Annotated in this window: 17 protein-coding genes and 1 pseudogene; 6 read left to right on the top strand and 12 right to left on the bottom strand. The window is 69.0% G+C overall.

Annotated elements, in window-relative coordinates; translation table 11 throughout:
- The 4 genes and pseudogenes from eno to VLK61_RS28335 form a co-directional block, all read right to left on the bottom strand.
- Positions 1 to 408, bottom strand: a pseudogene (gene eno, locus VLK61_RS28350) (phosphopyruvate hydratase); the annotation flags it as partial.
- Between the two features lie 34 nt (positions 409 to 442).
- Positions 443 to 1300 carry a 3-deoxy-8-phosphooctulonate synthase gene (gene kdsA, locus VLK61_RS28345; protein WP_325426384.1) on the bottom strand — a complete coding sequence of 286 codons (858 nt, stop codon included), beginning with the start codon at positions 1298 to 1300 and terminating at the stop codon, positions 443 to 445.
- A gap of 33 nt (positions 1301 to 1333) precedes the next feature.
- On the bottom strand, positions 1334 to 3019 hold the full coding sequence (locus tag VLK61_RS28340) for a CTP synthase (RefSeq protein WP_325426382.1): 1686 nt from the start codon (positions 3017 to 3019) through the stop codon (positions 1334 to 1336).
- Between the two features lie 64 nt (positions 3020 to 3083).
- Positions 3084 to 3914, bottom strand: a complete 831-nt coding sequence (locus VLK61_RS28335) for an alpha/beta fold hydrolase (protein WP_325426380.1) — start codon at positions 3912 to 3914, stop codon at positions 3084 to 3086.
- Between the two features lie 337 nt (positions 3915 to 4251).
- Here VLK61_RS28335 and VLK61_RS28330 point away from each other — a divergent pair, with 337 nt between their 5' ends.
- Positions 4252 to 6993: a TonB-dependent receptor gene (locus VLK61_RS28330; RefSeq protein WP_325426379.1), complete on the top strand. Its 2742-nt coding sequence runs from the start codon at positions 4252 to 4254 to the stop codon at positions 6991 to 6993.
- Here VLK61_RS28330 and VLK61_RS28325 read toward each other — a convergent pair.
- Positions 6986 to 7804 (bottom strand): response regulator transcription factor, encoded by an 819-nt coding sequence (locus VLK61_RS28325; protein ID WP_325426377.1) that lies wholly within the window; start codon positions 7802 to 7804, stop codon positions 6986 to 6988. The genes VLK61_RS28330 and VLK61_RS28325 overlap by 8 nt on opposite strands.
- A 175-nt stretch (positions 7805 to 7979) precedes the next feature.
- Between VLK61_RS28325 and VLK61_RS28320 the strand changes: the two genes are divergently transcribed.
- Positions 7980 to 9539 carry a PLP-dependent aminotransferase family protein gene (locus VLK61_RS28320; RefSeq protein ID WP_325426375.1) on the top strand — a complete coding sequence of 520 codons (1560 nt, stop codon included), beginning with the start codon at positions 7980 to 7982 and terminating at the stop codon, positions 9537 to 9539.
- Here the strand turns inward: VLK61_RS28320 and VLK61_RS28315 are convergent.
- Positions 9512 to 10252 (bottom strand): winged helix-turn-helix domain-containing protein, encoded by a 741-nt coding sequence (locus VLK61_RS28315; RefSeq protein ID WP_325426373.1) that lies wholly within the window; start codon positions 10250 to 10252, stop codon positions 9512 to 9514. The two genes, VLK61_RS28320 and VLK61_RS28315, sit on opposite strands and share 28 nt — an antisense overlap.
- Positions 10253 to 10424: 172 nt before the next feature.
- On the opposite strand from VLK61_RS28315, the gene VLK61_RS28310 reads away from it, so the two are divergent.
- Entirely contained in the window at positions 10425 to 11888 is a 1464-nt protein-coding gene (locus tag VLK61_RS28310; RefSeq protein WP_325426372.1) for an MORN repeat-containing protein, read from the top strand.
- On the opposite strand, the gene VLK61_RS28305 is transcribed toward VLK61_RS28310, so the two are convergent.
- The 3 genes from VLK61_RS28305 to VLK61_RS28295 form a co-directional block, all read right to left on the bottom strand.
- Positions 11889 to 12716, bottom strand: a complete 828-nt coding sequence (locus VLK61_RS28305) for a proteasome-type protease (protein ID WP_325426370.1) — start codon at positions 12714 to 12716, stop codon at positions 11889 to 11891.
- Positions 12713 to 15310, bottom strand: a complete 2598-nt coding sequence (mutS, locus tag VLK61_RS28300; RefSeq protein ID WP_325426386.1) for a DNA mismatch repair protein MutS — start codon at positions 15308 to 15310, stop codon at positions 12713 to 12715. Before mutS ends, VLK61_RS28305 begins: the two co-directional genes overlap by 4 nt.
- Positions 15311 to 15561: 251 nt before the next feature.
- On the bottom strand, positions 15562 to 16752 hold the full coding sequence (locus VLK61_RS28295; RefSeq protein ID WP_325426368.1) for a LysR family transcriptional regulator: 1191 nt from the start codon (positions 16750 to 16752) through the stop codon (positions 15562 to 15564).
- On the opposite strand from VLK61_RS28295, the gene VLK61_RS28290 reads away from it, so the two are divergent.
- Genes VLK61_RS28290 through VLK61_RS28280 form a run of 3 tightly spaced genes read left to right on the top strand, consistent with a single transcriptional unit; the run spans position 16735 to position 19681 of the window.
- The gene (locus tag VLK61_RS28290; RefSeq protein ID WP_325426366.1) at positions 16735 to 17868 is read left to right on the top strand and encodes a Bug family tripartite tricarboxylate transporter substrate binding protein; all 1134 of its coding nucleotides are present in this window, start codon (positions 16735 to 16737) and stop codon (positions 17866 to 17868) included. The genes VLK61_RS28295 and VLK61_RS28290 overlap by 18 nt on opposite strands.
- Positions 17869 to 17880: 12 nt before the next feature.
- Positions 17881 to 18753: an amidohydrolase family protein gene (locus tag VLK61_RS28285; RefSeq protein ID WP_325426364.1), complete on the top strand. Its 873-nt coding sequence runs from the start codon at positions 17881 to 17883 to the stop codon at positions 18751 to 18753.
- Between the two features lie 31 nt (positions 18754 to 18784).
- A complete protein-coding gene (locus tag VLK61_RS28280) occupies positions 18785 to 19681 on the top strand; it encodes an NAD(P)-dependent oxidoreductase (RefSeq protein ID WP_325426362.1) in 897 nt (298 codons plus the stop codon).
- A gap of 60 nt (positions 19682 to 19741) precedes the next feature.
- Here VLK61_RS28280 and VLK61_RS28275 read toward each other — a convergent pair whose 3' ends face one another.
- The 3 genes from VLK61_RS28275 to VLK61_RS28265 all read right to left on the bottom strand — a co-directional run.
- Complete coding sequence (locus VLK61_RS28275; protein WP_325426360.1) at positions 19742 to 20062, bottom strand: hypothetical protein; 321 nt, start codon at positions 20060 to 20062, stop codon at positions 19742 to 19744.
- Between the two features lie 10 nt (positions 20063 to 20072).
- The gene (locus VLK61_RS28270) at positions 20073 to 20378 is read right to left on the bottom strand and encodes a hypothetical protein (protein ID WP_325426358.1); all 306 of its coding nucleotides are present in this window, start codon (positions 20376 to 20378) and stop codon (positions 20073 to 20075) included.
- A 43-nt stretch (positions 20379 to 20421) separates the two neighbouring features.
- Positions 20422 to 22267 (bottom strand): beta strand repeat-containing protein (locus VLK61_RS28265; RefSeq protein ID WP_325426355.1); only part of this gene is annotated, 1846 nt, incomplete at its 5' end.

Raw genomic sequence — 22267 nt, 5'->3', positions numbered from 1 at the left:
GCCGCCGAGGTAGCGGTACAGCGGCAGGCCGGACTCTTCAGCCGCGGCGCGCGCGACGGCCATGCTCACCGCCAGCGTGGCGTTGGCGCCCAGCCGGGCCTTGTTGTCGGTGCCGTCCAGGTCGATCAGCGTCTTGTCGAGAAAGGCCTGCTCGGAAGCATCCAGCCCCAGCACCGCTTCGCTGATCTCGGTGTTGACATGCTCCACCGCCTTCAGCACGCCCTTGCCGAGGTAGCGGCTCTTGTCGCCGTCGCGCAGCTCGATGGCTTCGCGCGAGCCGGTGGAGGCACCCGAGGGCACAGCCGCCCGACCCATGGTGCCGCTTTCCAGCAGCACGTCGCATTCGACGGTGGGGTTGCCGCGGCTGTCGAGGATTTCTCGGCCGACGATATCGACGATGGCGCTCATGGTCTCGGGGTTCTCCGGGGAAATGGAAGAGGGGTCAGCAAGAGAAGTCGTTTTCGAGCAGCGGCTGCGCCTTGATCACGCGATCGAGCGCCAGCAGCTGTTCGAGCAAGGCCTTCATGTGTTTCAGCGGCACGGCGTTCGGGCCATCGGACAGCGCATTCGCGGGGTCCGGATGGGTCTCCATGAACAGGCCGGAGATGCCCACGGCCACCGCGGCGCGCGCCAGCACCGGCACGAACTCGCGCTGGCCGCCGGAACTGGTGCCTTGGCCGCCGGGCAGCTGCACCGAGTGCGTGGCATCGAAGACCACCGGCGCGCCGGTCTCGCGCATGATGGCCAGCGAGCGCATGTCCGACACCAGGTTGTTGTAGCCGAAGCTCACGCCGCGCTCGCAGGCCATGAAGCGGTCTTCCGACAGCCCGGCGTCCTTGGCCGCGGCACGGGCCTTGGCAATGACGTTCTTCATGTCGTGCGGCGCGAGGAACTGGCCCTTCTTGATGTTCACCGGCTTGCCCGAGCGCGCCACCGCATGGATGAAGTCGGTCTGGCGCGACAGGAAGGCCGGCGTCTGCAGCACATCGACCACCGCGGCCACGGCCGGGATCTCGGCTTCGCTGTGCACATCGGTCAGCACCGGCACGCCGAGCTGCTTCTTCACGGTGGCCAGGATCTCCAGCCCCTTGTCCATGCCCGGGCCGCGGAACGAGGTGCCGCTGGAGCGGTTGGCCTTGTCGTAGCTGGACTTGAAGATGAACGGGATGCCGAGTGCCGAGGTGATTTCCTTCAGGTGGCCGGCCACATCGAGCTGCAGCTGTTCGGATTCGACGACGCAGGGGCCGGCGATCAGGAAGAAGGGTTTGTCCAGGCCGATATCGAAATGGCAGAGCTTCATGAGGGTGTGCGGCTACGGTCGGTCGTGAGGGGGTCAGGCGGCGGCGCGCTGCAATGGCGCCGTTGTGCCGGCGGCATGCGCCAGCTTGCGGTCCAGCGCGGCCTGGATGTAGCTGATGAACAGCGGGTGGCCGTCCCAGGGCGTGCTCTTGAACTCCGGGTGGAACTGCACGCCGACGAACCAGGGGTGCTGGGTCTGCGGCAGCTCGACGATCTCGGTGAGCTTCTCGCGCTGGGTGATGGCCGAGATCACCAGGCCCGCCTGCTGCAGCTTGTCGAGGTAGGTCTCGTTGGCTTCGTAGCGGTGGCGGTGGCGTTCGGTCACCACCTGGCCGTAGATCTTGCTGGCCAGCGTGCCGGGCTTGATGTCCGAGCTTTGTGCGCCCAGGCGCATCGTGCCGCCCAGGTCGGAATTCACCGTGCGCTTCTGGATCGAGCCGTCGCGGTCCTGCCACTCGTCGATCAGCGCGATCACCGGGTGCGGCGTCGCGGGTTCGAACTCGGTGGAGTTGGCATCGGGCAGGCCGGCGACATGGCGTGCGAATTCGATGGTGGCCACCTGCATGCCCAGGCAGATGCCGAGGTAGGGCAGCTTGTGCTCGCGGGCGTATTGCGCGGCGATGATCTTGCCTTCGATGCCGCGCTTGCCGAAGCCACCGGGCACCAGGATGGCATCGAACTGCTCCAGTGTCGACGCGGTCTGCGGATTCAGCGTCTCGGAATCGACGTACTCGATCTTCACCCGGGCGTGGTGATGGATGCCGGCGTGGCGCAGCGCTTCGTTCAGCGACTTGTAGGAGTCCGACAGGTCGGTGTACTTGCCGCACATCGCGATCGTTACTTCGGCCTGCGGGTGCAGCACCTCGTGCACCAGGTGGTCCCAACGGCGCAGGTCGGCGGGCCGGGTCAGCATCTGCAGCTTCATGCAGACCAGCTCGTCCAGGCCCTGCTCGTGCAGCATGCGCGGCACCTTGTAGATGGTGTCCACGTCCCACATGCTGATCACGCCATGCGCGGCGACGTTGGTGAACAGCGAGATCTTCTCGCGCTCCTCGGCCGGCACTTCGCGGTCGGCGCGGCACAGCAGCACATCGGGCTGGATGCCGATCTCGCGCAGCTTCTGCACCGTGTGCTGCGTCGGCTTGGTCTTCAGTTCGCCGGCGGCGGCGATGTAGGGCACGTAGGTCAGGTGAACGAAGGCGGTGTTCTGCGGGCCCATCTTCAGGCTCATCTGCCGCACGGCTTCGAGGAAGGGCAGCGATTCGATGTCGCCCACCGTGCCGCCGATCTCGACAATGGCCACGTCCACCGCATCCGGCTGGCCATAAGCGGCACCGCGGCGCACGAAGTCCTGGATCTCGTTGGTGACGTGCGGAATCACCTGCACCGTCTTGCCGAGGTAGTCGCCGCGGCGTTCCTTCTCGAGCACGCTCTTGTAGATCTGGCCCGAGGTGAAGTTGTTGCTGCGCTTCATGCGCGTGGTGATGAAGCGCTCGTAGTGACCGAGATCGAGGTCGGTCTCCGCGCCGTCGTCGGTGACGAACACCTCACCGTGCTGGAACGGGCTCATCGTGCCCGGGTCGACGTTGAGGTAGGGGTCCAGCTTGATGAGGGTGACTTTGAGGCCACGCGATTCGAGGATCGCGGCCAGCGACGCCGACGCGATGCCCTTGCCAAGAGAGGACACCACACCGCCGGTGACGAAGACAAACTTGGTCATGTCGTGCAGCACCGTGGCGGGCCGCTGGCTGCGCCGCAACAAGTGCTCTGGTGGTAAAGCGCGATTATAGGGGCGCGACCTGTCTCGAATCGGGCATCCCGGCCAGCAAATCCAGCACCAGCGCGGCGGTTTCGGCCGGCTTTTCCATCGGATACAGGTGCGTGCCGTCTATCCAGCGGAAGCGCTCGCCGGCCAGCGCGCGCGAGGTTTCGAGTCCGCCCTGGCGGATCTCGGATGAGCGCGTGCCGGCGATGAAGCTCACCGGGCAGTGCGGCGGGTGGCGCTTCAGCAGCTGTCCCAGGTGGTGCGGCAGCGTGTTGTAGATGCGCGTTTCGACCTCACGCTCGAAGGCCAGCACCGTCTTGCCGCCGCGGCGTATGGTGCCGCAGGCCAGGTAGTCGTTCAGCATGCCCGGCGCCCAGCGTGCGAACAAGGCCTTGGCGCCGTAGTGCGCCGCAACCGCCTTGCGTGACGGCCATTCATGCCGCCGCGTGCGCGAGATGCGGGCCGGCGACACCCGCGCCATCAGCCCGCTGAGCTTGAGCATCTGCACGCTGTGGGCGCGCCATCCGGTGATCACCGGACTGTCCAGCAGCACCAGGCCGCGCACCAGGTCCGGCCGCTTGCAGGTGGCCATCAGGCTCAGCAGTCCGCCCAACGAGTGGCCGACCAGCCACACCGGTCCGCAGGCTTGCGCTTCGATGAAGTCGACCAGTTGGTCGCGCAGCCGCGGCCAGTTGCTGGTCACCGGGTACTGCGGGTCATGGCCGAACTTGTCGACCGCCGCCACGCGCCAGCCGGCGGCCTGCCACAGCTGGAACAGCTGGCGGTAGGTGCCGGCCGGGTAGCCGTTGGCATGGGAGAAGACCAGGGTCGGGGGCGGCGTGGCGGGCATCGGGGCTGAGAGGCGGGGCAGGGTGGTGGGGTTGCCTGGTGAGGCTGCGTAGTGAGGCTCCGTGATGGGGCTGGGTTGGGGCCGGAGCGTGGCACGCAGTGTGCCCTGCGCGCCACAACCCGGGTTTGCCCGCGCGCGGCCCACCCTGTTGCCGGCAGTCGCATCGGTCGCGACCGACACCTTGTGCGAGCGGGCGTGACATGGCCGGCGCGTCTGTCACGCCACATCGCCGGCACGCCAATCGCCGTTTCAGACGCCGCGGGACCCGCTGCCTAGATTCGAAGTTCGCCCGGCGCTCCCCTGCACTCCGGGCATCCACTTCGTTAGGAGACCCTCCATGACATCGAGCTTGAGCATCACCGCACGGGCCGCGCGCGTGGCCTGCCTGGGCCTGCTGGCGGCCGGCCACGGGCTGGGCCTGGCGCAGGAAACACCGCAGCGGGTCGAGATCACCGGCTCGTCGATCAAGCGCATCGACGGTGAAACGGCGCTGCCTGTGCAGGTCATCGACCGCAAGGCCATCGAGCGTTCGGGTGCGGTCAACGTCGAGCAGTTGCTGCAGTCGGTGAGCGCGGTGGCCAGCGCCGGCGGGCTGACCAGTTCGTCGGCCTCGGGTGCCACCACCGGCGGCATCTCGGCGATCTCGCTGCGCGGGCTGACGTCGATCCGCACGCTGGTGCTGCTGAACGGCCGCCGCATCGCGCCGTATGGCATCGGCTTCACCGGCGACTCGGTGTCGGTGGACGTCAACAGCATTCCGTTGGCGGCCATCGAACGCGTCGAGATCCTGAAGGACGGGGCCTCGGCGGTGTATGGCTCGGATGCGATCGCCGGCGTCGTCAACTTCATCCTGCGCAGCGAGCACCGCGGTGGCGAACTCTCGCTGACCGCCGGCGACACCACGCAGGGCGGCGCGGCGCTGCAGCGCGCCGCGGCGACCTGGGGCTTTGGCGAACTGGCCAAGGACCGCTTCAATGTGATGGTCACCGCCTCGTTCCAGAAGGAAGGCGGGCTGCGCGGCGCCGACCGCGACTTTGCGCGCTCGGGCATCAATGTCGCGCAGGGCAACGACACCTCGTCGGGCAACACCTTCCCGGCCAACATCGTGCTGCTGGACGATTCGGGCCGCACGCGCAACCCGGCCGCTGGCACCTGCCCGGGCCCGTATTCGGTGGTGAACCCGCTGAACAACCCCGACGTGCTGTGCCGCTACGACCCCTCGCCGCAGGTCACGCTGCTGCCGGAGTCCGAGCGCAGCAGCCTGTTCGCCGCGGTCAAGTTCGCGATCACGCCGGACATCGAAGCTTTTGCCGAGGCCTCGTACAACCGCAACACCATCCGCACCATCATCCAGCCGGTGCCGATCTCGGACCAGTTCGCGCTGCCGGACAACCATCCGCTGTTCGGCGTCGATCCGTACAACGGCTTCTCGACGATCCTGCTGCACCCCAGCGCCAGGTACTACCCGACCGCCTACGTGCAAGGCCTGGTCGGCGCCGGCAATGCGCTGCCCGACATCCTGGTGCGCTGGCGGGCTAACTTGAGCGGCGACCGCGACATCACCGACACCTCCACCGCCCCGCGCGCCGTGCTGGGCGTGCGCGGCCTGCTGGCCGGCTGGGACTTCGACGCGGCGCTGGTGAACAGCCGCAGCAAGGTCGTCGAAACCGTCAACGACGGCTATCCGGCGCTGACCAAGATCCTGCCGCTGCTCAACAGCGGTAACGTGAACTTCTGGGGCCCGAACACCCCGGACATCGAAGCGCAGGTGCGCGCCGCCAACTTTACCGGCAAGGCCTTCGAGATCACCTCCACGCTGCAAAGCCTGCAGGCCAAGGCCTCGCGTGAACTCGTCAAGCTGTCCGCCGGTTCGCTGGCCCTGGCGCTGGGCGGTGAAGCGCGCAAGGAGAAGTACCTGTTCGACCCCAGCCCGGTGATCCAGACCGGCGACATCTCGGGCTACGGCGGCAACTTCCTGGTGACCAACCGCTCGCGCAACGTCAAGGCCGTGTTCGGCGAACTCAGCGTGCCCATCGTCAAGGGCCTGGAAGCCAATGCCGCCGTGCGCTGGGACGACTACGAAGGCGTCGGCAGCTCCACCACGCCCAAGCTCAGCCTGCGCTGGCAGCCGGTGAAGAGCGTGCTGCTGCGCGCTTCGGCCGGCAAGGGCTTCCGCGCGCCCAGCCTGCAGGACCTGTACCTGCCCAACGTGCAGAGCGTGACGCCGCCGGGCCTGAGTGACCCGCTGCGCTGCCCCACCACCCAGGGCGGCAACGATTGCCAGACACAGTTCACGACGATCAATGGCGGCAACACCGCACTGAAGCCCGAGAAGTCCAAGAGCGCCACGCTGGGCCTGGTGATCGAGCCCAGCCCCAACAGCTCGATCGGCATCGACTTCTTCAAGATCGACCTGAAGGACACCATCACCAACGGCGTGCCGGCGGCGGTGATCCTGGCCGACCCGGTGAAGTACGCCTACCTGATCACCCGCGGGCCGGTGGACCCGGCCTTCCCGACGCTGCCGGGCCCGATCACCAACATCGACGGCAAGAACATCAACCTGGGTGAAACGCGGCTGTCGGGCATCGACATCGATGGCCGCGTCAGCTTCGGCCTGGGCGAGATGGGCAAGCTGAACCTCAGCGCCAGCGGCACCTACTTCATCAAGTACGACACGCAGAACACCGACGGCACGTTCACCGGCAATGTCGACACGGTGAACGCCGCCACCAGTGGCGTGATCCCGCGCTGGAAGCACACACTGTCGGCCAACTGGGCCCGCGGCGACTGGGACGCGACGCTGACGCAGAACTTCCAGAAGTCCTACACCGACCTGCCCAGCACGGTGAGCGGCGAGACGCCCAAGGTGGGCTCCTACCAGACCTTCGACTTGCAGTTGGCCTACACCGGCGTGCGCAACCTGCGCATGATGCTGGGCGTGCGCAACCTGCTCGACAAGGACCCGCCGTACACCAACTCCGGTGGCCAGGTCTCGTTCCAGGCGGGTTACGACCCGCAGTACGCCGACCCGCGTGGGCGTTTCGTCTACGCCGGCTTGCGCTACAGCTTCAATTGACCGCCAAGCCGGCGTCGGCTGGGCGCTCGCACAGCCGATAGCCGCGGCCGCGCAGGCACTGGATGTCGAAGGCGTTCATGCCGGCATCGGCCAGCCGCCGGCGCAGGCGGTGCACATAGACATCGATGCTGCGCGCGGTGAGCGTGCTATCGGGCCCGCTGGCGCGCGCTTCCAACTCGGCGCGCGGCACCACGCGCCCGGCCGGCGAGGCCAGGCAGCGCAGGAGGTTGAACTGGCTCTCGGTCAGCGCCACCGTGTGGCCGGACCAGCGCAGCTCGCGCAGCATCGGGTCCAGCAGCCAGTGGCCGGCACGCGGCGCATCGGGTACGGCATCGCCGGGCGGCTCGGTCACCGGCCGGGTGCGCAGCACGGCCATCAGGTGCGCGCGCAGCAGCCGCGGCGACAGCGGCAGCGCCAGGTAGTCCGCAGCGCCATGCTCCAGCGCGATGATCTCGTCGATCTCGCTGGGTTCTTGGGCCACGACCAGCATCGGGCAGGCCGCCTGCGGCTGCAGCCGGGACAGGCCCAGCGCCAGGCTGGGGCCCAGCGTGACGGCGTCGATCACCATCGCATCGAAGTGCAGGTTGGCGCAGGCCTCGTGTGCCGTGGCCAGGCTGCTCACCGCGGCGCAGCGCAGGCCGGCCTGGGCCAGCATGTCGGCCAGCGTGCGTTCGGGCCGCACTGCGGCGCCGACGAAGAGCACCAGCGTCGGGGCCCGCAAGCCTGCATCGGCCGCCTGAAGTTCGGGTCGCAAGGGCGGCCGCGCTGCAGCGGCGCGCAATTGGTGCAGCACAGGGTCGTCACGGATCATCGTGCGCGCATGATTCCGAGGCCGACTGGCGGCCGCAAGGGCCAATCCCGGGCCTCGCGGCCAGCCATTGGCGCGCACCGTCGTTGGTGCCCAGAAAGCCGCCGTTCGTCACATCGCGGGCGGCGTTTCGCCGCCTGCTGGCTAGAGTTTCTGCCTCATGGCAGAGCCGGCGCTGATGAAACAGGTCTCGGGTGTCTTCATCCAGTCCCTGCAGGGCGATGGCCATGCGGCCGTGGCGCAGCGCGTGCGCGTCTACCGCACGGTGCTGGAGGGCGTGCGCAGCGGTACCCTGCGGCCAGGCACCCGCCTGCCCTCGGCGCGCCGGCTGGCGGCCGACTGCGCGGTGTCGCGCGGCGCGGTGGACGAGGCCTTCGAGCAGCTGCAGAGCGAAGGCCTGATCGAGCGGCGTGTCGGCGATGGCAGTTATGTCGCCAATCCCTTGCCGGCGGGCACCATTGCGCCGGCACCGGCGGTGCCGACCGAGCGGCCGGCCAGCGCCTCGGCCAAGCAGGTCATCGAACGCTTTGCGCCGCACCTCGGGCAATGGTCGCGGCTGGAAGTGGCCACCGAGCTGTTTGCGCTGCCGGCGCTGCATCCGCGCAATGTGCCGACCCAGGACTTTCCGCTGGACATCTGGCGCCGCTTGATGAACCGCGCGTGGAGCGAGGAGTTCCGCAGCCACCTGAACTACGGCCCCTCGGCGGGCCTGCCGCAGCTGCGCGAGGCGATCCAGCGCCATCTGTCGCTGACCCGCGGCGTGTTTTGCGAAGCACGGCAGGTGCTGGTGCTCAACAGCCCGATGCAGGCGGTGGAGCTGATCGCGCGCGTGCTGCTGGAGCCCGGCGACAAGGTCTGGCTGGAAGATCCGGGCCATGCCAGCCTGCCGGTGCTGTTCGAGGTGCTGCGCGCGCGAGCCGTCGGCGTGCCCTTCGATGCGCAGGGGCTGGACGTGGCCCGCGGCCGCGCGCTGGCACTGGATGCACGCGCGGTCTACCTGCATCCGCTGGGCCAGCACCCGACCGGCGTGCGCACCACCGCCGAACGCGGCGCCGAACTGCTGCGCTGGGCCACCGAGCAGGGCGCCTGGATCATCGAGGGCAACTACAACACCGAGATCATCCACGACGGCGTGCCGCCGCCGGCGCTGCACACGCAGGACGGCGGCGAACGGGTGCTGCTGGTCGGCACCTTCGAGGGCGTGCTGTTCCCCTCGCTGCGGCTGGCCTACCTGGTGGTGCCGCTGCATCTGGCCGACACCTTCACCGCCATGCGCGGCCTGCTCGGCGAGCATGCGCACGTCGCGACGCAGCTGGCGCTGACCGCCTTCATCGACGAGGGCCACATGAGCGCGCACCTGCGCGAGCTGCGCCAGCGCTGCCGGCAGCGGCGCACGGCACTGCAGGAGGCGGTGAAGCGCCACCTGCCGGCCTGGGTGCGGCTCGGCCCGGTGGCCGAAGGCATGCACGCGGCCCTGCATTTCCCGGCCTCGGTGCCCGACGTCGAGGTCTTCCGCGCCATCCGCAAGCGCGGCGTCGGCGCGGTGCCGCTGTCGTCGATCTGCTGGCACGCCCGCGGCATCAACGGCCTGGCGCTGGGTTACGGCGGCGCCGAGGAAGCCACCATCGCCAGCGCCATCCGCATCATCGGCGAGGTGCTGCGCAGCGCGCCGATCGCTGCCGTGCAGGGTTTATTGCCTGCCGCCGCCGCTCAATCTGGCATTGGCGAGAACAGGTAGCCGAAGTTGCGGATCGTGCGGATGCGCTGCGGCGCGCCGTGGCGGTCACCGAGCTTGGTGCGGATGCGGTAGACCCGGCTGTCGATCGAGCGGTCCGGGCCCTCGTCGCAGAAGCCGCGCAGCTCGCGCAGCAGCACCTGGCGCGACACCGCCTCGCCGGCCTGCACCGCCAGCCGCCACAGCAGCTCGAACTCACCCTCGGTCAGGTCGATCGCCAGGCCCTGGCGCGAGACGCAGCGCTCGCGGCGCAGCAGCGACAACCGGCCGAAGTGCAAGGCATCGGGCGCCGCCGGTGATGCATCCACCGCCCGCGTGCGCCGCCACAGCGCGCGCAGCCGGGCGGCGGCCACGGCCGCGCCGAGCGCGGCGTCGATGACATCGTCGGCCCCCATCTCCAATGCCAGCACGTGGTCCAGCTCACGCAGGCCGCGGCATACCACCACGATCGGCAGGTCCGGCCGCCGCGCCGCCAGCTCGCGCAGCCGGGCGAGTTGTTCGGTGACGCCGCGCGCCAGGAACAGCACCAGCGCATCGGCCCGCTCGCTGCCGGGCGTGGTGCCGGCATGCCAGGGCCAGTCGTGCAGCGTCAAACCTTCGTCGGCCAGGGCCTGGCGCCAGGGCAGGGCGGCGACGGGATCGTCGCAGGCCAGCCCGAGCGAGCGGCCGGTGCGTGGCATCACGGCGGCCGGTGAAGGCGAAGAAGACAGCAGCATGTCGCGCATGCTCGACGGTGTACCGCCCGCAACAAGGCGCCGCAAGGGCCAATTCCTGCCCGGCCTCGTCGCCAATCCAGCGCTGCGCAGGGGGCAACACGCGGCTACACTTTTCACACCCGCGGCCAGGCCTTTGCCGCGGCGGGCAGAAGTCAATAAAGCGGGGTGAGCGTTGGCAGGTCATCGGATCAAGCGTTCGGCGCGCGCAAGCGCGCTGCTGGCCTGCTGCGTCATCGCCGGGCTGGCAGCGGCTTCCGGCGCGCGGGCCCAGGCCAGCGATTGCGCGGTGGCCACCGACCAGGCCATGGCTGCCGATCTCAAAGCCGCCACCGCACGGTCGACGCGTGCCGAGAACAAGGATCTGATCCGCCTGTTCGACCTGGCAGTGGCCTGGTGGCAACAGGCGGTGGAGGTGTGCGAAGGCCGGTCCAAGGAACGCGCCCAGCGCAACCTGGGCGACAGCCAGCAGGCGCGCGAGTCAGTGGCCGACCAGCAGTCCACCAACGTGGCCTGCACCAGCGGCCACCAGGACGCGGCCTCGCTGCAGCAACTGGCCGAGCAGGCGGCCGCCGAACTGCGTTGGCAGGACGCGGCGCTGCTGTTTCGCAAGGTGGAGTCGACCTGGGACCTGGCGGCCGAACGCTGCAGCGGCGGGCCGCAGCGCGTGGCACTGCAGCGCCGCGAGCAGGCGGTGATCGATGCGCGCAACGCGCTTGCCAACACCCGCGACAACCGCGAGCGCCCGGTGGCCACCGTCACCCTACCGCCCCCTGACGCGGCCAGGCCGCGTCCGGCCGACGCCGTGCGGCCGGTGGCGGCCGCGCCGGCAGCCACCACGGGTGCCGCAGCGTTCACGCCCAGCGCGACGCCGGCCGGCGCGGTGGGCGTGCTGGCCGCAACGGCACGCGTGGTCGATGTGCAGATGACCGGCGGTGCGCGCCTGGTCGGCCTGTTCAGCGCCGACCCTGGCGGCACCTACAGCGGCCGCGGCAAGATCGTCTGGGCCAATGGCGAGGTCTACGACGGCGTGGTCGCGCGCAGCCAGCGCCACGGCGTCGGCGAATTCACCTGGCTGGGCGGCCAGCGCTACACCGGCGACTGGGCCAACGACAAGCCCGAGGGCCAGGGCTCGCTGCGCTTTGCCAACGGCAACCAATACGACGGCCCGGTGGTGGCCGGCGAGCCGCAGGGCACCGGCAAGATGGCCTATGCCTCGGGCGACAAGTACAGCGGCCAGTTCAACCGCGGCGAGCCCGATGGCCAGGGCGTCTACACCTGGCTCAGCGGCCAGCGCTACGACGGCGGCTGGGTGCGCGGCAAGGCCAACGGCAAGGGCGTGCTGAGCTTCGCCAACGGCAACAGCTACGAAGGCGACATCGTCGACGGCCTGCCGCATGGCCAGGGCCGCCTGGCCTTCAATTCGGGCGACAGCTACCGCGGCCAGTTCGTGCAAGGCGTGCCCGATGGCCAGGGCAGCTACAGCTGGAAGAACGGCGACCAGTACGTCGGCGGCTGGAAGGCCGGCCAGAAACAAGGCCAGGGCACGATGCAGTGGCGCAACGGCGACCGCTGGGAAGGTGTGTTCCAGGCCGATGCGCAGACCGCGCAGGGCAGCTTGATCCGCAAGACCCCGTAGCTAGACAATCCTCTCGCCGGGGTGGGCGATCTTGCGCATCGGTTCGTGGCGCTGCTTTTCGGGCATCAGCGGGTGCGGCGTGTTCCCGCCATCCCAGCGCGGATCGTCAATGCCTTCGAACACCTCGCGCAGCCGCTGACCCCAGGTGTTGTGGATCATCTGGAAGTAGGGGTTCTCGTTGTCGATGCAGACGAAGTCGTTGCACTGCAGCGCGCCTTCGCGGTAGACCAGCAGGTCCAGCGGCAGGCCCACCGAGAGGTTGGACTTCAGCGTCGAATCCATCGACACCAGCGCGCACTTCGCCGCCTCGTCCAGCGGCGTGGCGGGCGTCAGCACGCGGTCGAGAATGGGCTTGCCGTACTTGCTTTCGCCGATCTGGAAGAAGCAGGTCTCGCGCGTGGCTTCGATGAAGTTGCCGGCCGAATAGACCAGGAACATGCGCATCGCCTCGCCCTTGATCTGGCCGCCGAAGATCATCGAGGCATTGAAGTCGACGCCGGCGGCCTTCAAGGACGGGCCGTCCTGGTCGTAGACCCGGCGTACCGCGGCGCCGAGCACGCGCACCGCGTCGAACATGCTCTCGGCGTTCCAGATCGTCAGCGGCGGCTGGTCCGGGCCGCGGTCCAGTTTCTCGATCTGCAGGATCTCGCGCACTGACTGGCTGATGCTCAGGTTGCCGGCCGACAGCAGCACCATGAAGCGGTCTTCCGGCTTCTCGTAGATGATCATCTTGCGGTAGGTGCTGATCTGGTCCATGCCGGCGTTGGTGCGCGAATCGGACAGGAACACCAGGCCCGCGTTGAGGCGGATGCCGATGCAGTAGGTCATGGTGTTTCGGCTTTCTGATGTTGCAGTGATTTGAGGCGGTACAAGGCGTCCAAGGCTTCACGCGGGGTCAGCGCATCGGGGTCGATTGTGGCCAGGGCGGCATCGACCGGCGAGGGCTCGGCTTCTGGCGGCGCGGCGGGCGGGGCGGCGAAAAGATCGACTTGCGCGTTGCCGGCGCGCTGCTGGGCTTCCAAGGCCTCCAGCGCAGCGCGCGCCTGCCGTACCAGTGCTGCCGGCATGCCGGCCAGGCGCGCCACCTGCACGCCGTAGCTGCGGCTGGCCGGGCCGGCTTCGATGGCATGCAGGAACACGATGTCGTGCCCGCTTTCGACCGCCGAGACATGCACGTTGATCGCCCGCTCGTGGCGCGCCGGGAATTCGGTCAGCTCGAAGTAGTGCGTCGCGAACAGCGTGAAGGCGCGGTTGCGGTCGTGCAGCTGCGAGGCAATGGCGCCGGCCAGCGCCAGGCCGTCGAAGGTGCTGGTGCCGCGGCCGATCTCGTCCATCAACACCAGGCTGTGCTCGGTGGCGCCGTGCACGATGGCGGCGGCCTCGGTCATCTCCAGCATGAAGGTCGATTGCGCATTGGCCAGGTCGTCGGCCGCACCGATGCGGGTGTGGATCGCATCGATCGGTCCCAGCCGGCAGCTGCGCGCCGGCACGTAGGCGCCCATCGAGGCCAGCAGCGCGATCAGCGCCACCTGGCGCATGTAGGTGCTCTTGCCGCCCATGTTCGGGCCGGTGATCACCAGCATGCGGGTGCGTGCGTCGAGCCGGCAGTCGTTGGCGATGAAGTCCGCACCCCCGGTTTCGGCCAACCGGGCCTGCACGACAGGGTGGCGGCCTTGCGCGATCTCGATGCAGGGCTGTGGCACGAACTCGGGCCGGCACCAGTTCAACGTCAGGGCCCGTTCGGTCAGCGCAGCCAGCGCATCCAGCGCGGCCAGCGAGCGGGCCAGCGCGCCGAGTGCCGGCAGGTGCTGCTGCAGTGCATCGATCAACTGCTCGTACAGCCATTTCTCGCGGGCCAGGGCACGATCCTGTGCCGACAGCGCCTTGTCCTCGAAGGCCTTTAGCTCCGGGGTGATGTAGCGTTCGGCATTCTTCAGCGTCTGGCGGCGCTGGTAGTCGGTGGGCACGCGGTCCAGGCCAGAGGCCGTCACCTCAATGTAGAAGCCATGCACCCGGTTGTACTGCACGCGCAGGTTGCTGATGCCGGTGCGGGCGCGCTCACGCGCTTCCAGGTCGATCAGGAAGGCGTCGCAGTTCTGGCTGATGCCGCGCAGTTCGTCCAGTTCGGCATCGAAGCCGGTGGCGATGACGCCGCCGTCGCGCAGCAGCACGGCCGGTTCTTCGGCAACGCAGCGGATCAGCAGCGCGGCGAGTTCCGGCGGCGGCGACAGCGCTGCGTGCAGGCTGGCCAGCAGCGCGCTGCCGCTGGGCGACACCGCCTGCAGCGCGGGCAGCGCCAGCAGCGTGGCGCGCAGGCCGGCCAGTTCACGCGGGCGCACCTGGCGCAGCGCCAGCCGTGCGGTGATGCGCTCGACATCGCTGATGTGGCGCAGCTGTTCGCGCAAGGCCTCGATGCCGTGCGCCACCATTGCGCCGATGGCGTCGTGGCGCTGACTGGCGGTGCTGCGCTCGCGCAGGGGGTGCGTCAGCCAGTGGCGCAGCGCGCGGCTGCCCATGCCGGTCTTGCAGCTGTCCAGCAGCGACAGCAGCGTCGGTGCGTCCTCGCCGCGTAAGGTTTGCGTTAGCTCGAGGTTGCGGTGGGTGGCCGGCGGCAGCTCGATCAGCTCGTTGGCCCGCGCCACGTCCAGCGTCTGCACATGGGCCAGTGCCTGGCCTTGCGTGTGCTCGGCAAAACTCAGCAGTGCGGCGGCGGCGGCCTGGGCCACCGGCAGGTCCTGCGCGTTGAAGCCCTGCAGTGAAGCCACCTTCAGCGCGGCGGTGAGCTTGCGCACGCCGAGTGCAGTGTCGAACTGCCAATCGGGCCGGGCCGTGCGCGCCGCACGGTGCTGCAACAGCGCTGCGGGCAGCTCGCCGTGGGCGTCCTGCTGGCGCAGCAGCAGCTCGGCGGGGTCCAGCCGGGCCAGCCAGCCGGCGAGTTCCTTCTCGCTGCACTCGGTGATGCCCAGCTGGCCGCTGCTCAAGCCCAGCCAGGCCAGGCCCCACACGGCCTCGGCAGAGGCCGTTCGGCCCTTGTCGGCGCGGGTCCGGGTGACGGCCATCAGCAGCGTATCGACGCGCTCGTTCAGCAACTCGGTGTCGGTGACGGTGCCGGGCGTCACCACCCGCACCACCTTGCGCTCGACCGGCCCCTTGGCGGTGGCCACGTCGCCGACCTGCTCGGCCAGCGCCACGGCTTCGCCGAGCTTGATCAGCCGCGCCAGGTAGTTCTCGACCGAATGCACCGGTACTCCGGCCATCACCACCGGCTCGCCGGCGCTCTGGCCGCGGCTGGTCAGCGTGATGTCGAGCAGGCGGTTGCCCTTGCGCGCATCGTCGAAGAACAGCTCGTAGAAATCGCCCATCCGGTAGAACACCAGCGTGTCCGGGAACTCGGCCTTGATGCGCAGGTACTGCTGCATCATGGGCGTGTGGGCCGACAGATCGATGTCGCCGCCTGGCTGCGACGACGCCGAACTCTTCGCTAATTCGTTGGTTTGCAAAGAATTTCTGGCGACTGTGGATTCAGCCATGGCTCTCCCTGACACATCATCTCCCTTGGCTGAATTTCACGGCTTGTCGAACGGGGCGAGCATCTTACTTTCGCCGATGCGCCCGGTCCGCGCCTCCGTGGTGCTGAACGACGTTGCGCGGCGAGCGCCAGCTTCACCCCCTGTCAGTGCGCCGCCGCGCTGAGCCAGCGCAGTTCGTCGAGCAAGGCCTTCGCGCCGGGCGGCAACTGGGCACCGGTCCGTGTGGTGATGCCGATCTGGCGCTGCAGGCCTTTCATCGGCAGCGGCAGCACCACCAGGCTGCCGGTGTCGACCTCGTAGCGCATCTGGTGCTCGGACAAGGGCGCGACCATGTCACCGCGCACCAGCAGGCCGCGCACCAGTGCCAGGTCGCCCGTTTCCACCGCCGGCTGCGGCATCGGCGAGCCCTCGCTAGCGAAATACGCTTCCAGCGCGTCGCGCAGCGGCGTACCCGCGCGTGACAGCACCCACGGATACGCAGCGAGGTCGTGCACGGCGATGCGGCGGCGCGCGGCCAGCGGATGCCCGGCCCCGGCCAGCAGCGCCATGTGGTCGACGAACAGCGCTTCGGTGGACAGCCGCGTGCCGGGGGTCGCGCGCAGCGCGCCCAGGATGAAGTCCACCCGGCCGCTGAGCAGTTGCCCCACCAGTTCCTCGTAAGGGCTCTCCAGCGAAACGACGCGCAAGTGCGGATGGCGCGCGAGCACGGCAGTGATGGCCTGCGGCAGCAAGGAGGTGCGGATCAATGGCAGGGCACCGAGCGTGACGACGCCCCGGAGTTCGCCTCGGGTCGCCGCGATGTCGGCCTCGATGTGGCGCAGGTCCGCCAGGCTGCGTTCGAAACGCGTCATCCAGCGAGCGCCGACATCGGTGGGAGTCATCCCCCGGGCCGAGCGGTGGAACAGCGGCTGTGCCAGCGTGGCCTCGAGCTTGGCCAGTGCCGTGCTCACCGCGGCCTGCGACAGGCCGAGGCGGCGTGCCACCGTGGGCATGTGGTGCACGTCGGCGAGCAGCGTGGCCACTGCCAGGCGGCTTTCGTTGAACAGCGCCTCGATTGCGCTCACGCCACTGCCGTGCAGGCGCAGCGCTTCGGTGCGCACCTCGTTCAGTTCTCCATGGATGCGCCGCACACGCGCCAGCACCAGTTGACCTTCGTTGGTGAGCAGCATGCCGCGGTCCTTGCGCTCGAAGAGTGTGGTGGCTAGCGCAGCCTCGAGCAGTGCCACCGACCGTGCGAGTGCCGAGGGCGTTCGAAACATCACCTCCGCTGCGCGACGGACGCCGCCGTGTTCAGCGATTGTGGAAAACGCGTACAGATGATGAAGGCTGAGCAAGGCGCATGTCCCGATCAACAAATTAGAACGCTCGCTCCGCCACAAAGCAACCCGCGCTCCGGCATCTCGGCGCAAGATCCCCCCCGGCCTGCAGCAGCAGTTGACTCTGACCTTCTTTATCAAGGCGCCCTCATGAACACCCCCCGTCGAATCTTGTTGCAAACGGCCCTTGCCACTTGCTGTGCGCTGTTCGCCGGCACTGCAGGCGCCGCGGGCTACCCGGATCGCCCGATCAAGCTCCTCGTGCCGTTCAGCCCCGGCGGCAATGCCGATCTGGTGGGTCGGGTGCTGGGTGCGCGCATGGGTCAGACCCTGGGCCAAACGCTCGTCATCGAGAACCGCGCCGGAGCGGGTGGCGGCATTGGCGCCGAAGCGGTGGCCAAGTCGCCCCCCGACGGCTACAACCTGCTGATCGGCACCAACGGACCGCTGACCGTGAACCCGGTGCTCCAAGCCAAGCTGCGTTACGACGTGTTCAAGGACTTTGCACCGGTCGCGCTGGCCGGCGTGGTGCCGCACGCCTTGGTGGTGAGCCTGTCGATGCCGGCCAAGACCTTGCCCGAGCTGCTCGCCCTGGCCCGCAAGAAGCCGGTGTCGGTGGCCACTGCCGGCATCGGAAGCTCGACGCACCTGACGCTGGAAAGGCTGAACGCACAGGCCGGCGTGAAGCTCGAACACATCCCTTACCGAGGCGGCAGCACGCCGGTGGGCGATCTGATCGGCGGCACGCTGGACGCGGTGATCATGGAGCTGTCCGCGGCGCTGCCGCTTCACCAATCCGGCAAGGCACGCGTGCTGGCCGTGGGATCGATGCAGCGCGCGCCCTCGGCGCCCGACGTGCACACCTTCCACGAAGGTGGCGTCAAGGATTTCGTGGCCTCGAGCTATGTCGGGCTGCTCGCGCCGGCAAACACCCCGCCGGAGGTGATCATCCGCCTGCAGAAGGCCGCCGCGGAGGCACTGAGCCACGCCTCGGTGCTCGACAAGCTGGTCCCGCTGGGTTTCGAAGCGGCCACGGCGGCGCAGCAGACACCTGCCGGCTTCAGTGCGCTGCTGAAGGCCGAATACGAGCGAGCTGCCCAGATCGTCAAGTCCGCGGGCATCAAGCTCGAGTAGCTCGGGATTGGCATGAAGACCGTGCCCCCTCCGCTGGACAAGCCGACGGCGCCGACCTTCCGGCTCCCGCCGCTAACGTGCGACTGCCACGTCCACGTCTACGGCCCCACGAACCGGTTTCCGTTCGCGCCCGAGCGGCCCTACACGTCGCAGGATGCGCCGGTGGAGCGGCTGGAAGCTCTGCACCGCCTGCTCGGCGTCGAGCGTGTCGTGGTCGTGCAGGCCACAGTGCATGGCCTCGACAACAGCGCGATGCTCGATGCCGTGGCACGCGATGCCCAGCGTCGGCGCGGCGTGGCCCTGCTGCCACCCGGCACGCCCATCGCTGAACTGGAACGTCTGCACCGCGCCGGCGTGCGGGGTGTGCGCTTCAACTTCGTGCGGCACCTCGGCGGCGCGCCCGATCTGTCCGCGGTGCAGAGCCTGGCCCAGGCCATCGCCCCGCTGGGCTGGCACCTGCAGCTGCATCTGGATGCGCAGGACCTGCTCAGCTACCGGGCCTTCCTGGACACGCTGCCGGTGCCCTTCGTCATCGACCACATGGGGCGCACCCTGGTCGAGGACGGGCCCGAGCAACCCGCGCTGGCCCAGCTCCTCGAGCTGCTGAAGAACCCGCGCGCATGGGTCAAGCTCAGCGGCCCGGAGCGTATCTCGGCCTGCTTGTCGCGCGGCAGCTTTCCGTATGCCGACGTGCTGCCGCATGCCCAACGCCTGATGGCCGCCGCCCCCGACCGGGTGGTGTGGGGCACCGATTGGCCGCATCCCAACGTGCGCGAGATGCCCGACGACGGCTGGCTGGTGGACCTGCTGCCGCACTACGGCGGGCCACAGGCCCTGCACCAGCTGCTGGTGGACAACCCCACGCGGCTGTACTGGTACGACTGAACTTTCTTCTCATCTGGACGAGGACCCCTTCATGAGCGCCATCACCCTCGGGATCGTCGGCTACGGCGAGGTCGGCAAGATCTTCGCCGCGGGCCTGCAAGGCAAGGCGGGCATCGCGGGCGCCTGCGCCTGGGACATCAACTTCCAGGCGCCCGCCCTGGCAGATGCCGAGCGCGCCCACGCGGACGCGCACGGTGTGCGCCCGACGCGGGGCATGGCCGAACTGTGCGAACAGGCCACGCTGATCATGTCGGCCGTGACGGCTTCGAACACGCTGGCCGTGGCCGAGGAAGCTGCGCCTCATCTCCGTCCGGGCACGGTGTTCCTGGACCTGAACTCGGCGTCGCCGGGCACCAAGCAGCAGGCGGCGAAAGCCATCGAGGGGACAGGGGGCCGTTACGTCGAAGCCGGCGTGATGACCTCGGTCCCGCCCTACGGCATCGCCGTCCCGATGCTGTTGGGTGGCCCCCAGGCCGAGACGCTGGCGCAGACCCTCACCGGCTGGGGCATGGACGCTCGTGCGGTCTCGCCGGAGATCGGTGTGGCCTCGGCGATCAAGATGTGCCGCAGCATCATGATCAAGGGCATGGAGGCGCTGGTCATCGAAAGCTACGCGACGGCGCGCCGTTATGGCGTCGAGTCCCACGTGCTGCCGACGCTGGCAGAAACTTTCCCGCAGATCGACTGGGCCCGCACGGGCGCGTACTTCTTCAGCCGGGTGGCGCAGCACGGCAAGCGCCGTGCGGAGGAAATGCGCGAATCGGCGCGCACCGTGCAGGAAGCCGGCTTCCCGCCGATCATGGCCAGCGCCATTGCGCAAAAGCATGACTGGATGGCGACCCAGGCCCGCGAGGGCGCCTTCCGCAACGTGCCAGCCGACGCGCCGTGGCAGGTGTGGGCGGACCGCCTCATCCAGCGCAAGCCCTGACAAGCATCGCTTGAAGGCGCGCGCCCGCCGCCGGTGCGCTCCAAGCCCTTGACGTAGCGGCTACCGCGGCGCCGACGCGGCGCCGGCTGGGTTGATGGTGACGCCGCGCTTGCCGAGCTCGTCGACCACCGCGCGCGCGGCCACGCTGCCTTCGCCGGCCAGGCGCTGGGTGGTGACGGCCAGTGTGTCGAGCGCGGCGCGCAGCTTGTTCGCCTGGTCGATCTGCGGCTGCTGGGTGGCGTGGGCCAGCCCGAGCTGGCTTCGTTCGCCCGCCAGGTTCCAGGTCTGGAATCCCAGCCACGCGATGAAGCCGAGCGCCAGCAAGGCGACCGGAATGAAGGGGCTGTGAGGGCGGGCCGCGCTGTCGATCTGGGTGTCCATCACGCCGGCCTCACTTCTTGGAGCCGGTGTCGGCAGTGGCAACAGCGGGCTGGTTCGGCGTGACGTTGATGCCTTGCGCCGCCAGCGCGTCGATCACTCGCCGGTCGTTGCTGCGCACCGCCAGCTCGGCCAGGCCCTTGACCATGTCGCGGTACAGCCCGTCGAGCGACTGCGTCTGCTGCAGGAAGACCTGGCGCTGGTTGATCTCGCCCTGTTGGGCCCGATTGCTGGCGAACAGGCTGGCGTTGGTGACGACGAGCATCAGCGACACGGCGCCGAGTGCGATCAAGGTGACGTATTGCCAAGTTTTGAGCATGCGATGTTTCGTTGGTTGTGGAAGGGCAGGGCGTGACGGGCGCTCACTGTGCGGCGGCCTCCTGGCGTGGCTTGCACTGGCGCCGCCGCACCGCCACCAGGCTCAACAGGCCGACAAGCACCAGCGCATAGGTCCCGGGCTCCGGGACAGCGTTCGGCACGCCGGCCCTCACGCTGCCGATCAAGTGCAACCACACATCGCCAAGCGCCTCGTTGTAGCCACTCGCGTTGCTGCCCGCCGCGTGAATCACGATCCACTCGTCGAAGGTGCCGAGCAGGTGGCTGCCGAAGCTCACCGACAGTCCCGACAGCTCGTCGCCGGCTTCCAGCCCGCCAAACGCGCCGAAGCCGGCGAGCGTGAAGTTGTGCGCCGGGTCGACGTCCGTCAGATCGAAGCTGCCCGACAGCAGGTCGGCCGGCCCGCTCGCCGAGTTGAACAACTGCAGCAGCGCGTTCCGCACGACGTCGCCCTGGGTCACCGTGCCGAAGTCCAGCGTGAAGCTGTGGCCGCCGCCGCCCAGGCTGCCGGCGCCGCCTGCCTTCGCTAATCCGACCTCGGCGTAGTTGTTGACCTGGGCGCTCAGGGCCAGTTGCTGGCTGCCCAGCGCGAGGTCGCTCATGTCCGCGTTGTGGCTGGCGAAGGCCAGATCGGCGGTGCCGCGGTAGACGCCCGCACGCGAGGTGTCCAGGCCCACCTTCAGGCTGCTGCTGTCCTGCCCACCTGCCGCCAGGCCGGCCAGGTTGCCGCCCACCACGAAGGCACCGCCACCGCCGCTGGCCGTGCCCTGCAGTACATCGTTGAGCCCCGCCACGGTCGCCGCATTGCGCACCGTGACGCCGCCGCCTACCGTGTCGCCGACATGGACGATGCCGAAGTTCATCGCGCTCGAGCCCAGCTGCGCCACGGCCGGCGCGTAGACCTTGCCGCCCGAAATGCTCAGCGTCTGGCCCGCCACGTTGTCGAAGTTGTTGACGATGCTCAGGCTCTGGCCGGCCAGCGACTGACCGGCCGCTGTCGGGCTGTAGGTGACGGTGTAGGCGCCCGTTGACCCGCCGGACGCCACCGCCCCCCAGTTCTGCGCCGCGACGCCGCTGCCGCTCAGGGCCGCCGAGCTGACGCCACCGGTCTGGATCGCGCCGCGCAGGCTGGCGCCGCTGCCCACGTTGTTGATCTTGAAGCTGGTGGTGATGGGCGCGTCGCCCACGCGCCCGCTGGCCAGCGTCAGCACGGCGTTGGCGGTGTTGCCCAGCGTGATGAGATCGCCCGACAGCGTCTGCTGCACGCTGCCCAGCGCCAGGATCTGGCCTGTGCCCGTGACCCCGGCATGGCGGTTGTAGGCATTGCCGACGCCGGAGCCCGTGTTGTTGTAGTCCAGCGCCACCGAAAGATTGTTCGGGCCCAGCGCCAGCGTGCCCGCCTTGACCATGCTGCCCACCGTGCTGTTGGCCCCCAACGATAAGGTGGCGCCGCTGGCAACACTGGCGCTGCCGCTGCCGCTGACGCCGCTGGTCAGGTTCAGCCCGCCCGCATTCAGCGCCAGCGTGCCGTTGTTGGTGAAGGCGGTGTTGACGGTGGTCGTGCCCGCGCCGCTCTTGGTGTAGGTGCCGGCATTGGCGAAGCGGTTGCCCGTGCCGCTGCTGGTCAGGTTGACCGAGCCGGCGTTCTGGTCGGCGAAGCTGCCGTTGTTGGTGAGCACCGCGCCATTGCTGAAAGCGATGGTGCTATTCCCGGCCCAGCTGCTGGCCCCAGCCAGGATCAGGTCGCGCTGGTCCAGGGTCTTGGCCGCAGCACCACTGATGGCCAGCCCGCCGCTGAAGGTGCTGCTGCCCGTGCCGCTCATCGTCCCACCCGTCCAGGTGGAGGCGTTGCTAACGGCCAGCGTGCCGGCC

This window comes from Aquabacterium sp., from assembly GCF_035476535.1.
In the GTDB taxonomy this organism is placed as follows: Bacteria; Pseudomonadota; Gammaproteobacteria; order Burkholderiales; family Burkholderiaceae_C; genus Pseudaquabacterium.
Note: the sequence above shows the minus strand (reverse complement) of the source record. Positions and strands in the feature narration are given on the sequence as shown.

Excerpts from the sequence above, each read along its gene's own strand:
- kdsA (WP_325426384.1), bottom strand. The coding sequence starts at position 1,300 with ATGAAGCTCTGCCATTTCGATATCGGCCTGGACAAACCCTTCTTCCTG.
- VLK61_RS28340 (WP_325426382.1), bottom strand. The coding sequence starts at position 3,019 with ATGACCAAGTTTGTCTTCGTCACCGGCGGTGTGGTGTCCTCTCTTGGC.
- VLK61_RS28335 (WP_325426380.1), bottom strand. The coding sequence starts at position 3,914 with ATGCCCGCCACGCCGCCCCCGACCCTGGTCTTCTCCCATGCCAACGGC.
- VLK61_RS28330 (WP_325426379.1), top strand. The coding sequence starts at position 4,252 with ATGACATCGAGCTTGAGCATCACCGCACGGGCCGCGCGCGTGGCCTGC.
- VLK61_RS28325 (WP_325426377.1), bottom strand. The coding sequence starts at position 7,804 with ATGATCCGTGACGACCCTGTGCTGCACCAATTGCGCGCCGCTGCAGCG.
- VLK61_RS28320 (WP_325426375.1), top strand. The coding sequence starts at position 7,980 with ATGAAACAGGTCTCGGGTGTCTTCATCCAGTCCCTGCAGGGCGATGGC.
- VLK61_RS28315 (WP_325426373.1), bottom strand. The coding sequence starts at position 10,252 with ATGCTGCTGTCTTCTTCGCCTTCACCGGCCGCCGTGATGCCACGCACC.
- VLK61_RS28305 (WP_325426370.1), bottom strand. The coding sequence starts at position 12,716 with ATGACCTACTGCATCGGCATCCGCCTCAACGCGGGCCTGGTGTTCCTG.
- mutS (WP_325426386.1), bottom strand. The coding sequence starts at position 15,310 with ATGATGCAGCAGTACCTGCGCATCAAGGCCGAGTTCCCGGACACGCTG.
- VLK61_RS28290 (WP_325426366.1), top strand. The coding sequence starts at position 16,735 with ATGATGAAGGCTGAGCAAGGCGCATGTCCCGATCAACAAATTAGAACG.
- VLK61_RS28285 (WP_325426364.1), top strand. The coding sequence starts at position 17,881 with ATGAAGACCGTGCCCCCTCCGCTGGACAAGCCGACGGCGCCGACCTTC.
- VLK61_RS28280 (WP_325426362.1), top strand. The coding sequence starts at position 18,785 with ATGAGCGCCATCACCCTCGGGATCGTCGGCTACGGCGAGGTCGGCAAG.
- VLK61_RS28275 (WP_325426360.1), bottom strand. The coding sequence starts at position 20,062 with ATGGACACCCAGATCGACAGCGCGGCCCGCCCTCACAGCCCCTTCATT.
- VLK61_RS28270 (WP_325426358.1), bottom strand. The coding sequence starts at position 20,378 with ATGCTCAAAACTTGGCAATACGTCACCTTGATCGCACTCGGCGCCGTG.